At 34.3% G+C, this 16,744-nt stretch carries 17 protein-coding genes and 2 pseudogenes; 7 read left to right on the forward strand and 12 right to left on the reverse strand.

Going from position 1 to position 16,744, the window contains the following annotated elements; all coding sequences use genetic code 11:
* Nucleotides 1-304: 304 nt before the first annotated feature.
* From PVA17_RS21960 to PVA17_RS22005, 10 genes are all read right to left on the reverse strand, one after another.
* On the reverse strand, nt 305-400 hold the full coding sequence (locus PVA17_RS21960; protein ID WP_274068962.1) for a putative holin-like toxin: 96 nt from the start codon (nt 398-400) through the stop codon (nt 305-307).
* Nucleotides 401-838: 438 nt separating this feature from the next.
* Nucleotides 839-1,369: a DNA adenine methylase gene (locus tag PVA17_RS21965; RefSeq protein WP_274068963.1), complete on the reverse strand. Its 531-nt coding sequence runs from the start codon at nt 1,367-1,369 to the stop codon at nt 839-841.
* A gap of 37 nt (nt 1,370-1,406) precedes the next feature.
* Nucleotides 1,407-1,568 carry a hypothetical protein gene (locus PVA17_RS21970; RefSeq protein ID WP_274068964.1) on the reverse strand — a complete coding sequence of 54 codons (162 nt, stop codon included), beginning with the start codon at nt 1,566-1,568 and terminating at the stop codon, nt 1,407-1,409.
* A gap of 119 nt (nt 1,569-1,687) precedes the next feature.
* Nucleotides 1,688-2,608 carry a hypothetical protein gene (locus PVA17_RS21975; protein WP_274068965.1) on the reverse strand — a complete coding sequence of 307 codons (921 nt, stop codon included), beginning with the start codon at nt 2,606-2,608 and terminating at the stop codon, nt 1,688-1,690.
* Between the two features lie 97 nt (nt 2,609-2,705).
* Nucleotides 2,706-3,602, reverse strand: a complete 897-nt coding sequence (locus tag PVA17_RS21980; RefSeq protein ID WP_274068966.1) for an OmpA family protein — start codon at nt 3,600-3,602, stop codon at nt 2,706-2,708.
* A 434-nt stretch (nt 3,603-4,036) separates the two neighbouring features.
* Nucleotides 4,037-4,264, reverse strand: coding sequence for a hypothetical protein (locus PVA17_RS21985; RefSeq protein WP_274068967.1), 228 nt, complete (start codon nt 4,262-4,264; stop codon nt 4,037-4,039).
* Between the two features lie 101 nt (nt 4,265-4,365).
* The gene (locus PVA17_RS21990) at nt 4,366-5,109 is read right to left on the reverse strand and encodes a hypothetical protein (RefSeq protein ID WP_274068968.1); all 744 of its coding nucleotides are present in this window, start codon (nt 5,107-5,109) and stop codon (nt 4,366-4,368) included.
* Between the two features lie 84 nt (nt 5,110-5,193).
* Nucleotides 5,194-5,850, reverse strand: a complete 657-nt coding sequence (locus tag PVA17_RS21995; RefSeq protein ID WP_274068969.1) for an EcsC family protein — start codon at nt 5,848-5,850, stop codon at nt 5,194-5,196.
* Between the two features lie 156 nt (nt 5,851-6,006).
* On the reverse strand, nt 6,007-6,297 hold the full coding sequence (locus PVA17_RS22000; protein WP_274068970.1) for an AbrB/MazE/SpoVT family DNA-binding domain-containing protein: 291 nt from the start codon (nt 6,295-6,297) through the stop codon (nt 6,007-6,009).
* Nucleotides 6,298-6,353: 56 nt separating this feature from the next.
* Complete coding sequence (locus PVA17_RS22005; RefSeq protein ID WP_337993626.1) at nt 6,354-6,572, reverse strand: DNA cytosine methyltransferase; 219 nt, start codon at nt 6,570-6,572, stop codon at nt 6,354-6,356.
* Between the two features lie 242 nt (nt 6,573-6,814).
* Here PVA17_RS22005 and PVA17_RS22010 point away from each other — a divergent pair.
* The 5 genes and pseudogenes from PVA17_RS22010 to PVA17_RS22030 all read left to right on the forward strand — a co-directional run bounded on the left by PVA17_RS22010 (nt 6,815) and on the right by PVA17_RS22030 (nt 12,461).
* Nucleotides 6,815-7,935, forward strand: a pseudogene (locus PVA17_RS22010) (tyrosine-type recombinase/integrase).
* A gap of 14 nt (nt 7,936-7,949) precedes the next feature.
* Nucleotides 7,950-10,061, forward strand: coding sequence for a tyrosine-type recombinase/integrase (locus PVA17_RS22015; protein WP_274068971.1), 2,112 nt, complete (start codon nt 7,950-7,952; stop codon nt 10,059-10,061).
* Entirely contained in the window at nt 10,054-10,434 is a 381-nt protein-coding gene (locus PVA17_RS22020) for a DUF6262 family protein (RefSeq protein WP_274068972.1), read from the forward strand. The genes PVA17_RS22015 and PVA17_RS22020 overlap by 8 nt, the downstream gene beginning before the upstream one ends.
* A gap of 436 nt (nt 10,435-10,870) precedes the next feature.
* Nucleotides 10,871-11,419, forward strand: coding sequence for a sigma-70 family RNA polymerase sigma factor (locus PVA17_RS22025; RefSeq protein ID WP_274068973.1), 549 nt, complete (start codon nt 10,871-10,873; stop codon nt 11,417-11,419).
* Nucleotides 11,394-12,461 (forward strand): DUF4179 domain-containing protein, encoded by a 1,068-nt coding sequence (locus PVA17_RS22030; RefSeq protein WP_274068974.1) that lies wholly within the window; start codon nt 11,394-11,396, stop codon nt 12,459-12,461. The genes PVA17_RS22025 and PVA17_RS22030 overlap by 26 nt, the downstream gene beginning before the upstream one ends.
* A gap of 467 nt (nt 12,462-12,928) precedes the next feature.
* Here PVA17_RS22030 and PVA17_RS22035 read toward each other — a convergent pair whose 3' ends face one another.
* Nucleotides 12,929-13,663, reverse strand: a complete 735-nt coding sequence (locus PVA17_RS22035; protein ID WP_274068975.1) for a DNA adenine methylase — start codon at nt 13,661-13,663, stop codon at nt 12,929-12,931.
* 334 nt (nt 13,664-13,997) lie between these two features.
* Between PVA17_RS22035 and PVA17_RS22040 the strand changes: the two are divergent.
* Nucleotides 13,998-14,370, forward strand: a pseudogene (locus PVA17_RS22040) (group II intron maturase-specific domain-containing protein); the annotation flags it as partial.
* Between the two features lie 314 nt (nt 14,371-14,684).
* Nucleotides 14,685-16,115: an erythromycin esterase family protein gene (locus tag PVA17_RS22045; protein ID WP_483308046.1), complete on the forward strand. Its 1,431-nt coding sequence runs from the start codon at nt 14,685-14,687 to the stop codon at nt 16,113-16,115.
* Between the two features lie 191 nt (nt 16,116-16,306).
* Here the strand turns inward: PVA17_RS22045 and PVA17_RS22050 are convergent.
* Nucleotides 16,307-16,744: GNAT family N-acetyltransferase (locus PVA17_RS22050; RefSeq protein ID WP_274068976.1), on the reverse strand; the 438-nt coding region annotated here is incomplete at its 5' end.

Here is a 16,744-nt window from a genome sequence, read left to right on the forward strand (position 1 = left end):
ATATTTACCTATATGTATTAAATTAAAATATTTGATTTTAAATTAAATGTATAAAAATTAAAAAAGAGAGCAATATATTTGCCCTCGTTACATTCATTTATATTGATTCATTGCTAATAAGAGTCTATTCTAATTGAGAAAAAAAGAGCTACATGTTATAATTCTTATTGAAGATGTATATAAAATAAATAAGACCATTTAGTGTTCGAGCACCAAATGGCCTTGTAACAAGACGAATCGCTTCAAAGGCGATTTGCAAAGTGATCAAGTAAACCGACTCACATGCTTCCGAGGCAGAGGCGGTTTACTTTTTTTGTGAAAAAGTAAATGACAATGCAATTACTGAAACTATAAGCGATGCAAAGCTTATAGCAACCATAACGCTCTCAAAAACTGTCATTGGCAACAACTCCTTTCTCTTCAAAGAATTGAAGAAGATAGGTGGAAAATTGATTGCCAACCGCCCATGAAACCTCTATCTAGTTACTCTCTTATTATACCATACTTGCCATTAATTATATATATTTAATCTAAAAACAAATGCAATAAACAAATTGATAATATAAATGTGGTTTTACAATAAAAATGTGGTTGTAGCTCTTCTTAAATGTACCAGTAGCTGATCAATCTTACTAATTATATGGAATATCGTCTACCAATGATATGAGTCTCTGTTTGATGTTCATAGTTATAGGTAACTAGCCTATCACAGTCGTATGTAATGATTATGTTAGCCCCGGGCATACAAGTTCGTTTAATAAAAAAGCAAGCTTAGTATGCTGACACTCTGTATAGTAGTGATTGTAGAGTGCTCGGCCTTTCTTTACATATGGTGGGTCTATGAAGATTTGGGTCTCTTGGTTCCAATATGCTTCTTCCACAAAACCATAGGCATCCTCACAATAAATGTTATTTTATCCGCCATATTAGCAATGCAGGTGATGCGTTTTGTTAATGATTGCGGGCTCCATCGCGCTAATAGTTGTTTTTGCGACCCGTTCTTCCCTCCTAATGGATTTGCTTTAGATATACCACTGTAAGCAAGACGATTTACAATTAGTGTGTCCCACGCTGCATCAAGCATATCCATTCCTTTAAATCCTTGCTTTATATTCTGCTGAGCTTTGAAATACTGTTCCCTTGATGGCTGAGTATTATTAATACGATAAATTAGCTCTGCAGACATATGTAAAATTGTCCACCATAATGAGTATATTCCATAATCTAAATCATTAAGGTGAAGCTCTTCTATAGCTCCCGCGCCTACTCTTTTACCATAAGAGTTTAGATTAAACAAAAAGGCAACTAAGTCTGTTTCCCTTGTTGCCTTTTTTGTCCCAAATTTTTTAAGTTTGTTTTCCCTTAGCATTATGATATTTGGTTTTAATTTATTGACAGGACTCCCCCTATCGGTGAATAATGTTCCCTAAAGAATCTATTTGTTTCACTACCCAGGAAGATTTGAAATCAGGTGGTAGATGATTATTAGTTGGAGTGGGAGTGGTATTCTCATGATGCTCATTTGGAACATCCGGAACATTCGGAGCATCTGGTTTTCTTTCAGGCATTTGGTATCCTCGTGGTAAATTTAATGGGAATGATTCACAACTTGTCAAATCTAAAGCACATCTAGATGCTTTCTTTTTAAGTTGATTTATCTGGTCTGTGATGTAATCACTCCACTTATTCATAGTATTGCGTCAGGTGGATTTACAAAATATTCTGGATGAAGCTGTAAAAAATCAACATTGTTCTTTTCAGTAATTAATTTCCAATGGGTTTGTGCATATTCTTTTAATGTCTCTTTTTGATTTTCAATGTCAATAGGACTTGGACCTTCTGGATAATTTTTTAAGGTTGTATAATTTGCCACTTGAACTGAGTAAGGTGTTGGATTTTTGGTTACTATTTTAGGAAAATCGCGTAGTCGATTCAACACATCGTTTATATCTTTTACCAGTGAAATTTCATCCTCTTTTCCACCTTGTTGATAGGTTATGATATGAATATCGCTTCGTTCCATTTTTTCCTTTGTTTCTGAGCTAAGACTCGAGTTAACTTCCCCACCAGCAATGATCCCTTGACAAGCTACCTTTAGTTGCGCTGCAACTTCATTTTGTTCTGTTTTAGAAGAAGAAGAAACTTCCATAACGGCAAAGAACTCTCCACCTGTTCGTATACCACGTACAAATCCATCACCAAAACGCTTGCGGAACAAATCTTCTTTTCCTTGTTTAATCAAAGGAGCACCATTGGTTTCATCAAGTAGAGCATCCTCGCACTGTAAAAATGCATTTTCCACAACCACTCGTGCAAAGACAAAAGTAGACTGTGAATTAAATCTAGTCTGATTGGTAAAGGCAAATTTCCCCTCAGCGTTAAACAGACCATAGTGTCCACTTGCCTCTACATCGATTCCCATGGAAGTCTGTAAATCTTCGTAAGAACGAATAATATCTAAATTATAGGATGCTTTACCTCCTTCAGCATTTCTAGGCCCAGTTTCTTGTCCTGGTTCTACAATTTTTCCCGCTACTTCCCCAGTAATAAGGTTTATACCCATTCCATAATTCATTCCTTGTGTATAAGGTAGATTAACTGATTGCATTCTTACCACTCTTTTCCTTAGAAATTGAAAACTATTTAAAATGCTCCTGAAGCACTGAACTATGAGATTAAACTACTGGAAATATCAATACTATTTTTTAAGTGTTCTTAAAACAACTTAGGATACTATTTGGATTATCCTGATTCCGTACAATGTATCGCCCTGCTGACTTGTGTACCGGCCCTGCTCCAATTCCTTCTGCTACTTCTCTTTGATATAGTTTGTTCTTAGTATTACGAATATTTTCCTCCCATTGAAGTAGGTTTTGAATTACTACATCATCAGGGACAAATGGAAATCCATAAAGATTGTTGTTTGCAATATCACGACGTAGAGAACGTATAATGCTTTTTGCGAGAGCGAGAATCTGTTGTTCATCCTTTCCTTTAAGACTACCATCTACCTTACTTAGCTCAATCCAATCGAAGTAGGTATCATCTGTCGCTGGATCCACTAACTTTGCCAACGCACAACGAATACGTGTAATGCGATCATCTGTCGGCTGTAACTGCATCAATGTAGTTGCACGTGTCAGATTAGGTAGAAATCCTATTGCACCTATCGGTGGATCAATTTCGACTGCAGCATACTTTATTACAATTCTTCGGTTCATTTCTCGTTCTGGAAAAGTTTGTACCTGTGTGTAAGGATCGCTTGCTCCATATCCGAATAAAGAGAATTCTGCATAATCTAATTCCGACGGGTCGCCTCCGAGTTGTTGAACTCGTATTTTGCCTTGCTTTATCAGCCACTCTTTTGCTGCTTCTGCACGTGAGATACTTACCTGCATCTCGAAATCTGAGCCCTGTGGATCATTATCAGCATGCCCCACAATTATATAGGCCACAATCGGTGAGGTTCCATTCACAAAGCTGTTAGCTATTTCTTCGACCAGTGTATCCATCTTTGATTTTTCCTCTGATGGTAATATGTCAATTTCAGCACTGTGTTGTGGAAATCGGAAAACATTAATTTCCTTTATTGTAACTTTCATAAAACACTACTCCTTCTGAAGTTAATATGTGCTAGGTAGCTTACCTTAAAATGGCCTAATTCAAACATAAAAATACCTGTTTAATGAATGGTAACTTATAAAATGGTTGGTCTTTTTTTGTACTGAAAGTAGGTGAAGAGGATGTAAGATGAAATAGTTACTTCGGCACCATTTCACTTCTCCAACTCTTTTTCTATACAAGCTTCATACATAATTTCCTTTAAAGATTTCCCGAATATCATCTTCCATTTGATTGTGCTTTTACTTTATCTAGTAATGTACGAATAGCAGTTATTGTGGCTCTCTCCCTAACCTAATATTAAGAAAGTAAAACCCAAATTTATCTTTTACATACCATAATTTATACATTAAATTTAAAAACAAATATGTTTAATTGAACAAAAATAAAAGGCATCGCGTTCAACGCAATGCCTTTATATATGTTCTATATGATTAATAATCATCTCGTTAGATAAATCCATTTCTTTCTTTATATTAGCAATACGCTCTAAACATGCTTGTATCCTAGTTTTATAGCCTTCTTTTTTTGAAAATCTGTGAATAGAATCTATATTGTAAGAACTTTCTCCCATTGAAAATAATAGATAGCATACTTTTCTAACTGCTACATCTTCTCGTACTTCATTAATAAATTTTTCCATATGCCACCTCGTATTAGTTACAGTTATTTGTAAAATCTATTTCTGGGCAATTATGCTTGTACAAACACATAACTGCCCAATTGTTTAAACTCTCTTGGTAGCTATTTAATATAGCGATCTTTTGTGTAATTTGAATTTAATTTGTCAAGTGTGCTATTGTAGTAACGTTTTAACCAATTATATTTCAACAAAATATTAGGGTTTGTTTGTTTTTGTATTTCATTTACTACTAAGTCCTTAGTAACGTCTAAAGCATATAAATAAGATTCTTCATCATCTATTTCTTGCCATTGGGATATATAATCAATAAAAAATTGGTGATCCTCATCTTCTTTTATAAGCCCTTTAATGTATTCTAGTTCTAATAAAGGATCATGAAGACTATTTTTTACCCCTTCTATAATTACTTTTTTTTCTACAACAACACGTGGGTAGATAGCATATTTACTCTCAATTTGATAAGCTTCATTCATCGCAGGACCATATACAACCCCATCACTGTGATATAATTTTCCTACAGTTACTCCACCACGTACTAAAATACCTGCATTCATCATATCCAACTGAATATGTATTATATCTAATAGCAAATAAAAACTTGCCGATTTAAAAGTTAAAGGATATGAAATTACAATTGAATCCGAAAAAACTGACACTTCTCTCCCTAAATCATTTTGTGGATAAGCCCCTTTATAATTATCAGTTTTTATCGAAGAGAGGTATGCAAGCGCATTGTGGAGTCTCTCCGAATGATTAGCATCTGTTTCACTACGAGTTACATGTTCCTGAAAACCAAGAATATCGATAAAGGCAATCACTCGTTCTTCATAATATTTATTATTCATTACACTTTTCCCACCTTAATAATTTTGATTTCATTATTTTATGTCATATTTAACCTTACCGTAATTGGTAAGGATTGTGATTTATCAAATATCTATAATAATTCTGTCATCATTATCATAACCGCCTTCAATAAATGTTTTTTTAGCAGCTTTTCCTATGGCATAGGTAGTTGAAGCATCAAATGTTGCACCAACTACCCCTCCTAAAAATGGAACCATCTTACCTAAATTAACAGCACCCTTTTCACCAAACTTTGTTATTAATCTAAAACCAACTTTTTGATTAATCTGCTTTATAGCTTCACCTGGTATTCTTTTAATTTGAGCTTCACCAATCTTGGAAGCAATTTTAATACCACTTTGTTTAACTACTTCGGAAGCGGATTGTCCTGTTAAACACGCATATACAAAAGTTTGCACTTGATCATCCTTTAAATCATACCCACGAATATGAGCAATGGCAGCAATCATTCGCATTTGCATATATATTACAGAAGCGAGATTAACAGGAATAGCTACTGGCATAACAACAATTCCTCCTAATCCTGCTGCAAAACCATTTGCTCCTGCTTTTCCTTGTTGCCAGCGAATTAGGCTATCAATGGCCTTATCTTTGGTCGGATGTTTCGTTAAATAGCTATTTGAAAGCTCGTACACTGTATCAGAACCTGGTGCACCATTTAAAACCTTCTCATATGTCCAGTCTAATAATTTTTGGACATTCCCTTCATTAAGTCCCATAAGCATTTCCTCCAATATAATTAAGCCCAGTGCATAGATTCTAGTATTTAGTGGTAATAAAATACTAAAACTATTATATTACAACTCAATTGTTAAAATCTAGGATAAGCAAAAAACAGCATACAAGTGTATGCTGCAAGTTGAATTTGTTATTTTTTATTTTGAACTATGGTTTTGCAGAGCTAATTTAATTTCTTGGATTAAGTACTCTCCGCCTAAAGGACTTAATATTAATTCACCGTTAAGTAATTTAATGTTTTCATCAGAAACCTCACCTGTAATAGCACAAGTCATATTAGGTGTATATTTTTTTAGTATAATTGAATCTTTCTCCACAAAAACTTCTACTGGGTCCTTCTCTTGGATATGTAAATTTTTACGTAATTCTATAGGGATAACTATACGGCCTAACTCATCCACTTTTCTTACAATTCCTGTTGATTTCATAAATATTACCTCCAAATTTGTTAATTCTAATGAGAGAAATTATTTTTATATAGTTTTCAATAATTGTAGTACCTTATTATTTCCGTACCTAGCCATCTACCCATATCCGTAGGAACCGCATTCCCTATCTGCTTATAAGCATCATTATCAGTCCCCTCAAATATGAACCAATCAGGAAAACCCTGGAGTCTAGCCCATTCACGAACAGAATAAGGTCTAATATGCACTCCATCGTTAATAAGTCTTGTCGAACGGTCTTTCCCGAATCCAAACACGAACGTTACAATTCCCTCTTTAAATAGACTAAACTATTAAGAGGATAGTATGTTCAATATATGAGCATATATCCTCTTTTTCAATACATATTAGATTTATTAACTGGGTTTTGAAATATTAGTCTAATATGTATATAATGTAAGAGAACGTACGTTTGTTTTTATAGTGAATATAGTCCATATCGAAATATAATCAGTTAGAAAATGAGCGTTACTATTACTTTTTAGGGGGGGAAAGTGCTATGAGAGTTCAGGAGGTTATTTTAGAAAATAACATTAAGCGATATATATTACTCGACCAAGAAGGAATACCCGTACTAGCAGCCATGAAATACATAAAGTATTTAGATAAGACAGGGAAAAGCTTTAATACGCAGAAATCGTATTGCTATTCCTTAAAGCATTTTTTTACCTATTTGAAAGAAGTGAACAAAGATTATAAACATATTCGATTAGAGGATTTGGTAGACTTTGTGGGATGGTTAAGAAGTCCTTATGGAAATGCCAAAGTCGCTCCGATTAAACAAGAAATAGCAATACGAGCAGAAACAACAGTTAACCATACCATCACAGTTATAGCAAACTTTTAGACTATTTATTTCGAAATGAAGAAGTACAAAATGACATGATGGAAAAGTTAATGAAACAAGTGTTCACTGGAGGTAACAAACATTACAAAAGCTTCTTACACCATATTACTAAAGATAAGCCCTCCACAAGAAACGTACTTAAATTAAATGAACCACGTAAAAAAGTAAATACACTAACGAAGGAACAAATACAACAAGTATTACAAGCAACTACGAATATCCGAGATAAGTTCCTGATTCAATTGTTATATGAAACGGGATTTCGTATTGGAGAAGCTCTCGCTCTTTTCATGGAGGATTTCATTTTTGATCATGGCAAGGGACATCAAATTCGTTTAGTGGATCGAGGGGAATTAGAAAATGGTGCGATGTTAAAGACTGGTGAACGAGAAATTTATGTTTCACAGTCCTTAATGGATTTATATGACGATTATTTGTATGAAGTCCTTGATGAATTAGAATTGGATACAAACTTTGTTTTTGTAAAACTGCGAGGAAAAGATGTGGGAAAACCGATGGAATATTGGAACGTAGAATCCCTATTTAAGCGTTTAAAAAAGAAAACAGGGATAAATCTACACCCTCACCTATTTCGGCATACACACGCTACAATTTACTATCAGCAAACAAAGGATATCAAACAAGTGCAAGAACGATTAGGACACGCTCATATCCAAACAACAATGAACTTATATTTACATCCTTCTGACGAAGATATTCGAGAAGATTGGAATAAGGCACAACCTGCATTTAACCTAAAGAAAAATGACTAAAAGGAGTGACTTGGATGAAGCAAATGAAGATTATTGGATCAGAAGAAATAGGATTTCATGAAGGTTTAGAAAAAGAACTTTCAACTTATTTTGAAAAAACAATACACGAAGATGGCTCGGTTTTGGTTGAACAAGTAAGTAACCCCTATTTCCTCGTCAACGACAAATGGAAAATCAACGATATAGGTGAAATTAAACAATTTAAAGAAGTGGTAGAGAACCATAAGCATTCAAACCAAAATGTTCATTTTCGATTCAATAATCCTTTGCTTAACTTAGAAGTGAAATATGTCTTTTACCAACATTTATTTAACGATTTTTGGTCAATCACGTATGCCTTTGTAAATCAACCGCCATTAAGACGAGTGACAGAGTTCATAAACGAAAAGTACCCCAAACTATCATCAGTGTTGGATTTGGATATTGAAAAAGCAGAACGAGAGTATATATTTTGGTTGAATAAAAAAGGGATACAAACTCAACAAATAAGAAGAAGAAAGCTCCAGAAAGACGATATAGGTAAATCCCCTGTTGCACGTTTTCTAAGAACTATTTACACAGCCCTTTCGCAATACACAGATAAACGAGAAGAGTGGGAAAAGGATAGATGGGATGTTCGTCATTTACATGATAGATACGGTATTAATTATAATAAAAGCAAATACCAATATTATATTGATTTCTCAAAGATACCTACTACCATTCGTGAGCAAGTCAAAAAGTATTTTAAGCAACGATTACTTAGTAAAAATAAATTCGCATGGGGTACGGCATTAAATTATGTAACGTTTTTACCATCTTTTTTTACATTTGTATTTACACTAGAACCAAAATGGAAAGATTTAAAAGCTTTAAAGCGAAAGCACATAGAAAAATACATCGAATATCTACATGAATATACTCAAATTCAACTGAAACAAAAGAATGCACATCCTGAAGCATATATATCAATAGCATTAGGCACTATACAAAAATTTCTTGAAGATATTCAACGATATGAGTATGAAATAGCTCCTGAAAAACATGTAAGATTGTTGATTTTTCCTGAAGATAGGCCTAAACCACGAGAAAAATCCGCTGACCAAATCGATTACATTCCGGATTTTGTCTTAGAGCAGCTTTTTTCTCATCTAGATGAATTACATAAAGATATTGTTCCGATTGTTTGGGTGGCATTTAAAACAGGGCTTAGAATATCCGATGCATTAGAACTAACCTTTGACTGCTTAGTTCAACTAAACGGGCAATACTCTATAGTAACAGATATAAGAAAAACCTATGTGAAAGAACATCGTATTCCAATTGATGAAGAGTTATCAGGAATCCTTGCCGTTCTAATCGATAAATCAAAAAAATATAGTAATCAAGATAATAATCCAAAGGATTATATTTTTGTGCGGTATCGTGGAAAACGAAAAGGACAACCATATGGTCAAAATTGGGTTAATAGCGCACTAAATATATTGGCAAAAAAAGTGAATATCACTGACGAAAACGGCAATCTCTTTCATTTCGCGATGCATCAGTTTCGACATACTTATGGAGTGAAAATGATAAATAGTGGTGCAGATATTCTAACTGTTCAAGAGCTTTTAGCTCATGCTTCTCCAGAAATGACAATGCGATACGCTAAACTATTAGATGAAACCAAAAGAGACGCCTTTGAATCAGTTATGAAACAAGGAGTTTTTAGTTTCGACTTAAACGGTGAAGTACAAGAAATAAAAGCAGGAGAAGACATACCAACCGACATACTTGATGCCTTATGGCAGGATCATAAACTCAATGCGATGGACAACCCCTATGGAACATGCCATGCTCGTTTAAACGGGAACTGCCCGCATATGGAAGCCCCTCCCTGTCTCACTTGTGGTGACAATCAAACGCCATGTAAAGACTTAGCTGTTGGTTTTTCAGAGTTAGATCAACAAAAGTACGAATTACACATTAAAACAACTACCAAAGCCATTGAAGTTGCAAAACAACAAGGGCGAATAGATGTTGCCGAGAAGAACGAAAAGAACTTACAACGTTATCAAAACATTTTAAACACCCTCCAAGAAGGAAATATTATCTTTGGAAGGCAAGATCGAATGAAAAGAAAGTTAGGTGTTCCAAATGGCTGAATATGACCGTTCTGCCCACTTGAAAACCATTCATACTAATCGTAAGGCTACTACTTCTCAAAAGGTAGATGAAGCCATTAAAAGGCTCATAAGAGCCAATGAGAAAATAAACTTTAACAGTGTAGCAAGTGAAGCTGATGTTTCAAAAGCAACCTTATATAACAATAAGGACTTCCGTTCGAGAATTGAAACATTACGAAATCAACAATCACAAGTACCTACACCAAAACAAGTGAAGCGAGTAATGAACGAAAACAATAAAGATGCCCTCATTGCATCTCTAAAAAGAAAAAATCAAAAGTTAGAAGAAGAAAACAAGCAATTAAGGGAACAACTGAAAGTTGCTTACGCAGAAGTTTATAAGAAGTTATGAGGGAGGATTCTCCCCTTCTTATTCAACTCCCATGAAAGAACTTAATCATCTTTCATTTTCTGTGGTGTAGCGCTGGTTTTTGCGCTACATGGATGGCTAACGGGGAGCTTTAGTGGAATAAGGAGATTTAAAATAATCAATCAATCTTTTTTGTAGAAAACAGTTATTATTAATAAGAGAAAGCTGTCATTTTGATCAATCTTTATTCAAAATGACAGCTTTTTGTATACAGTAAAATCAAGAGTTTTGAGTAATTTATAATCAAACTTTTTTCTAAACCAAAAGTAACGATTAAAAACCTCTCTAAGCTCTTAATTTTCTGTTTCATTGAAATTTATGTTTCCAGACTGAATGAATTCCAATTTTTTTTAATAAATTTGAATCGTTTTGTTGTCCTAAACTCTCTAATTAGTGTGAAAGGAAGGGAGGTTTTAAATTGGATATAAAATCAAAGTTAGTAAAACGTGCAAAAAAAGGTGATACAGAGGCATTTCAGATGCTTATTCACGAAGAAAAAGAAAAAATGTACCGAACGGCATATGTGTATATGCGAAATGAAAATGATGCGCTTGAGGTTTTTCAGGAAAGCCTGTATAAAGCTTTAAATTCAATCCAAACATTGAAAAATAACGATTATTTTTCTACTTGGCTGATGAGAATTTTAATTAACACAGCAATAGCAACATTAAACAAGAAACAAAAGATTGTGCCAATTAGTAATGAGATGTTTGATCAGATTGGAGATGTTAAGAACATTCAAAGCGAGGAACATCTTGATCTTCTTCAAGCTATGGACGAAATTGAGGAAAAATACAAAACTGTCTTGCTTCTGCGTTTTTATCATGATTTTACAGTTAAACAAATAGCAACGTTTCTAGACTGTCCTGAAGGTACGGTGAAGACGAATATACGTCGTGGATTAGAAGGGTTAAGGCTAAAATTAAAGGGGGTTTATTTAGATGACAGACAAAACTCGATTGTTTAAGGAAGAAATTAATAATATTCATGTCCCGACTGAAAAATTAGATGCAATTATTTTGAATACGTTTCAAGGGAATGTGCATAAAAGAAAAAGGTCTAAACGAAATAAAATGTTATATAGCGTAAGTACTGCTGCCGTCGCATTCATTTTGTTAATTAGTTCGGCAACTGTTTCACCTGCTATGGCTAATATAGTTTCAAAAATTCCAATTATAGGGACGGTCTTTAGTGAGTCTAGAGATCCAGGCTTAGAACAGGTACACGATCAAGGTTTAACAAATATATTAGGTGCTACGAAAAGTGTTGGACAAACTTCTATTACACTTGATGAAGTTTTCTATGATGAGACACGTTTAACAATAGGATTTTCAATGACATCAGAGAATCCAATTGGAGAATTCTATTTATCATCTGGGCCTCAACTCACAATAAACGGAAAAGCATTTTCACACGCAGGCACTTATAGTGAAACGGAAATATCACCTACCAAAAGAACTGGTATCATTAACATAGATTCAAATTCAATTGATGATTTGCCTGAAGCTTTTACACTTGGTGTGACTTTTACAGGTGAGGATGGAAAACAGTGGGATTTCTTAAATCCCGTAAGTAAGAAATCAAAAGTCCAATCTGTTGCCATTAACCATACCCAAGAAATAAAAGGCATAGAACTTACTGTCTCTGATTTAAAAGTAAGTCCAGCTGGAATGCAATTTATCTTTAATGCAAAATCAGAAAAAATAAATTACTTATCTAATGGAAATATAGATTTTAAAGTAGTTGATGATAAAGGAAACGAACTGATGTCTCATTCAGGTGGCAGTGAAATTCAAATAATCAATGGCATGGAAAATATGACTGGTGCTCGACTAATTGACCCAATTAGAGATAATGTAAAGACATTGACAGTTATCCCGTACATTAAATTCCACAATGGAGGAACTAGTGTGGAAGTTGATAATGAAGGCAATGAAACAAAAACTGAATTAAAACCTTTTGAAGGAACTGATTTCGAATTTGAAAGCTTTACAGTAACTCTTCCTTAAATAGGGATTACTAAAAGTGAAAAGGTGATTATCTAGTTATGGTAATCGCTTTTTCTTTAGTCTCGATACTTCTATACCAAAAGAAACTACTGATAGTATTATCACTAATTAAACAACCTTTAAACAGAGAGAAAATAGTAAAGGAATTAAACCAAACAACTTGAATCTGGACGTTAATTTCCAAATGCTTAAAACTGATCGTAATCTTGACAATCTTCATAGGAAGTATATGAAACTATCAAAGCAAGAACTTGCCCAAAGATTGATTCTTGCTGAACAGTATATTTCAGAAAACGAAAACAAATGGGTTACAGCTCATTTTGAATCATTTAAGTAGTAAAAAAAGGAAAGGGTTCTACATATTAGTCATATCTAATATGTAGAACCCTTTAAATTTCCTATCTTTTTTAAAATTAGGTCTTGATAATGCTCAAATTGTTCAGTAATAAAAATGTTATATTGAATAATTAAATTGAATATCGACGCCTAACTACAATAGTTTCAGTTGCCGATTCAAACATTTTAGCTGTTATTTTATTGAAATCATATGTGACTATGATGTTCGCTCCACTAAATCCTTGATACAGTAAATCTAAGTGGACACCTAGCTTTCTATGTTCATCTAACGTCATAGCAATGTTGTATAGTGCAGCACCTTTTATTACGTACGGGGGATCAATAAACAGTACACCATTGTCGTCCCAATATGACTCTACCATAAATTCATATGCATCTTTACAATGGAGTTCGATGTTTTCATGCTGTTTGGCAATATACTGTATATTATTAATCAATGTTTTCGGATTCCAACGTGCAAGAAGCTTTTCTCTACTGCCGTGTTTGCCTCCGAGCGGATTCGCTTTACTAATACCGCTATAGGCTAATCTATTTACAAGTAATGTTGCCCAAGCAGCTTCTATTGAGTTCATTCCTACAAACTTGTTTTTTATTTGTTGTTGAGTCTTGAAATAATCTTTATGTGTTGGCTGTGCATGCCGTATACGATAAATCAATTCATCTGGCATATACAGAATACTCCACCACAGCGAGTACACCCCGAAATCTAAATCATTTAATACAATCCGGTTCACTACTCCAGCTTCTAACATTGCTAATTCAAAACTACCACCGCCTGTAAATGGTGAGTAAAGTGTTTCGGCTTTATTTTTATATAAATGTGATTTTAAGTATATCTTCGCCAATTTTTTAACGATATATTTGCCAATACAGTAATACCAACCTTTTCAAGCTACTTAGTTTTAATACCCACGTATTTAAAATTGTTATATTGATTTCAGTTGAATTTACCTATAACTTTTGGCATTGTTTTGATTATTTTTTTTACTTTTGGCATATGTATGATTAACGATTTACAATAGACAACTAAATTAGTAAGTTCATTATGTAGAAAATTAAATAAAAGAATGCCCACAATTATAATCGATTGTAGGCATCCAACAGAATAAAATTCCCAATATGACAAGAGCTCTTTAAACATATTGTATCTGTTTTCGAAGCTAATTTTAGTATTCGCCTATTACCTCTAGAAAGATGCCATTTCCAATGGAATATCGTATCGAGAAATTAAACCAGTATCTAATTGGTTGGTGCAAGATATTTTGCGCTTGCAGAAACCCCTTCAATATTCAGCAGACTGGATAGTTGGATAAAAAGGAGGTTGCTAATGTGTCTATGGAAGAATCGGAAGAAGCCCCGAACGAGAGTCAGAAATCTCATTCGTTTAAAAGTTCCATACGGAAAAGCATACGAATGGGGAAATACCCGTAAAGGATACTGGCGCATCCCAAAAAGCCCCTTATTACACAGAATCCTCGGCAATTCCTATTGGGAAAGCAAAGGGCTGAAAAGTCTGCAAAGTCGTTACGAAACTTTGTGTTATTCTTCTTAGTTGAACCGCCGTATACGGAACCGTACGTACGGTGGTGTGAGAGGTCGTGAGTTAATCACTCCCTCCTACACGATTTATCTCGTTTGGTTTTTATAATAAAGATCAATTATTTCTGGATGCGAATACCCCGTTTGTTTAATAACAGTCACCCAACCTCCAATCAACTAATATACAGGGCATATATTTAAAATAATGGTGTCCACAACTTTTGTTGATAAACCAAAAATATATTAATAAGCCAAATTTAAACAAAATTTAAAAGAAATTTAAGCTTAATTGCTTATTATTGGTCTTAATACATAGAGAAGGACTGATTGAGAGTGTTAGAAGGTAAGAAACGTAAGACTTTATTTTCATTAAGTATTGCTCTAACAAGCTTTGTTACGTTTAACGGAGTATCAAATGCATCAGCGGCAGTTCCGGCAATAGAAGAGCGTGTAGCGTTAGAAAATAATTCGGAAGCAACGCAAGCCCGCACATCCAATGAAACTTTGCATGATTGGAATAAGTGGACAAATGACCATGCATACAGCTTGACATCTATTCAACCTGAAACAATTGGTCAACAAAAAATTCCATCAAGTAAATTTGAAGATTTAGAGATGCTTAAGCCTTTATTGCATGATAAGCGTATCGTTTTTTTAGGGGAAAGTTCCCATGGTGTGGCTGAATTTAACCTAGCAAAAACACGTATTATTCAATTTCTACACCAAGAAATGGGCTACAACGTTCTTGCCTTTGAAAGTGGTTTGGGGAATGCCATGAATGCCCAAGGTCAAATTGATAAACAAACAGCGCAACAAACGATGAAGGATGCTATTTTTCGTGTCTGGTGGGCAAAAGAAACACTACCGTTATTTGAATATAGTAAAAAAACACAGAATACAGATAAACCATTAAAATTAGCAGGTTTTGATATTCAACAGCAAGGTGCATTTACGAACTGTGACTGGCTACAAAATAGTCAGCTTGCTAAACAGTTCAGTGATGCAGAGAAGCAACTTGCAGAATGGAGCTTCAGTAAGGAGTTAAAGAGCTATCAAAGGGTAAAACCAAGCATTATCGCAGTATATGAACAAGTAAAATCACAAGTACAACTTAAAGAAAAAGAGTTAAAAGCGGCTTATCCGAGCGAACCTCATATTGTAAAGCTAATGGAACGTACTTTAGCTGACCGTATCCGTTTAGCAGACGAATATGTAGAACTATCAATAAAAGCAACTATTGAACTTGAACAAGATAAAGATGATTCTTATTTAAAGACAGAAGAATGGCGTGACCAAGCGATGATGGAAAACCTACTTTGGTTAGCGGAAGAGATTTATCCAACTGAAAAGTTTATCGTCTGGGCGCATAATGACCATATTCGTAAAGCACAATCCGAAGTAATGGGTTCTCCTTATCCAGTAAAATCGATGGGTGAACGTCTACCAGATATCTACAAAAATTATAGCTATGTACTTGGTCTTTATATGGCTAGTGGTGAAACTGCAAACAATCTGCGAGAACCAATGACTGTCTTACCACCAATAAAAGGATCAATCGAGGATATTCTTTCATCGACAAATGAACCTTACACATTTATCGACTTACGCAACCGTCAAAATGAACGAGGGAACTCATGGATGTTTGAGCCTCGCTTATCATATAGCTGGGGAATCATGGAGGAAAGTCTAGTTCCACGTGATCAATATGATGGCATTCTACTAATTGATAAAGTAAGTAAGCCAAATTATATAAAGTGAAACTTTAATCAGTAGGGACTTTCTTCATCTCTACTGATTATTATTCTAATGCATTTTTCATTAATCAACATATCCTACTTTTGGATAACAAACTTCAAACCACTCTGCAACTATTCTGCACCGTTAGCACAAGAAGCGATTGCTCTAATTGAACAATCGTCGCCATTTAATTGAACAAAGGAACCTTTAAATTAGCATTCATAAGCCATTCTTAGAAATTCATATGTGCTACCATTTGTATCTTGCATAAATGTATCAATATCTTTAAACCCAACTTTTCTATATATTTTTATCGCTCTTTGATTAAAAGTTGCCACTGATAATATAATTTTATCTGGTGTAAATCTTGATTGGACAAAATCAATACCTGCATTTAGAAATTCTAACCCTCTACCACCACCAGTCCAGTCTGGTCTCATTCCTAAACCTATATCATAAATATTAGAAGCTACTTTGTTAACACTGAAGAAACCAATGATTTCATCCTCTTTCAAAACTGCAAACATTGAATTACCTCTTGTTTCTGGGTCTAAAAATTCAGCTAAATCTTCTTCATCAGCTTCTATATCATAAAAAGAATATTCTCCATCATAGTGCCAATTATGTGCAATATCCTCAGCTTGTTCCTG

This window comes from Lysinibacillus sp. CNPSo 3705 (assembly GCF_028674935.1).
In the GTDB taxonomy this organism is placed as follows: Bacteria; Bacillota; Bacilli; order Bacillales_A; family Planococcaceae; genus Lysinibacillus.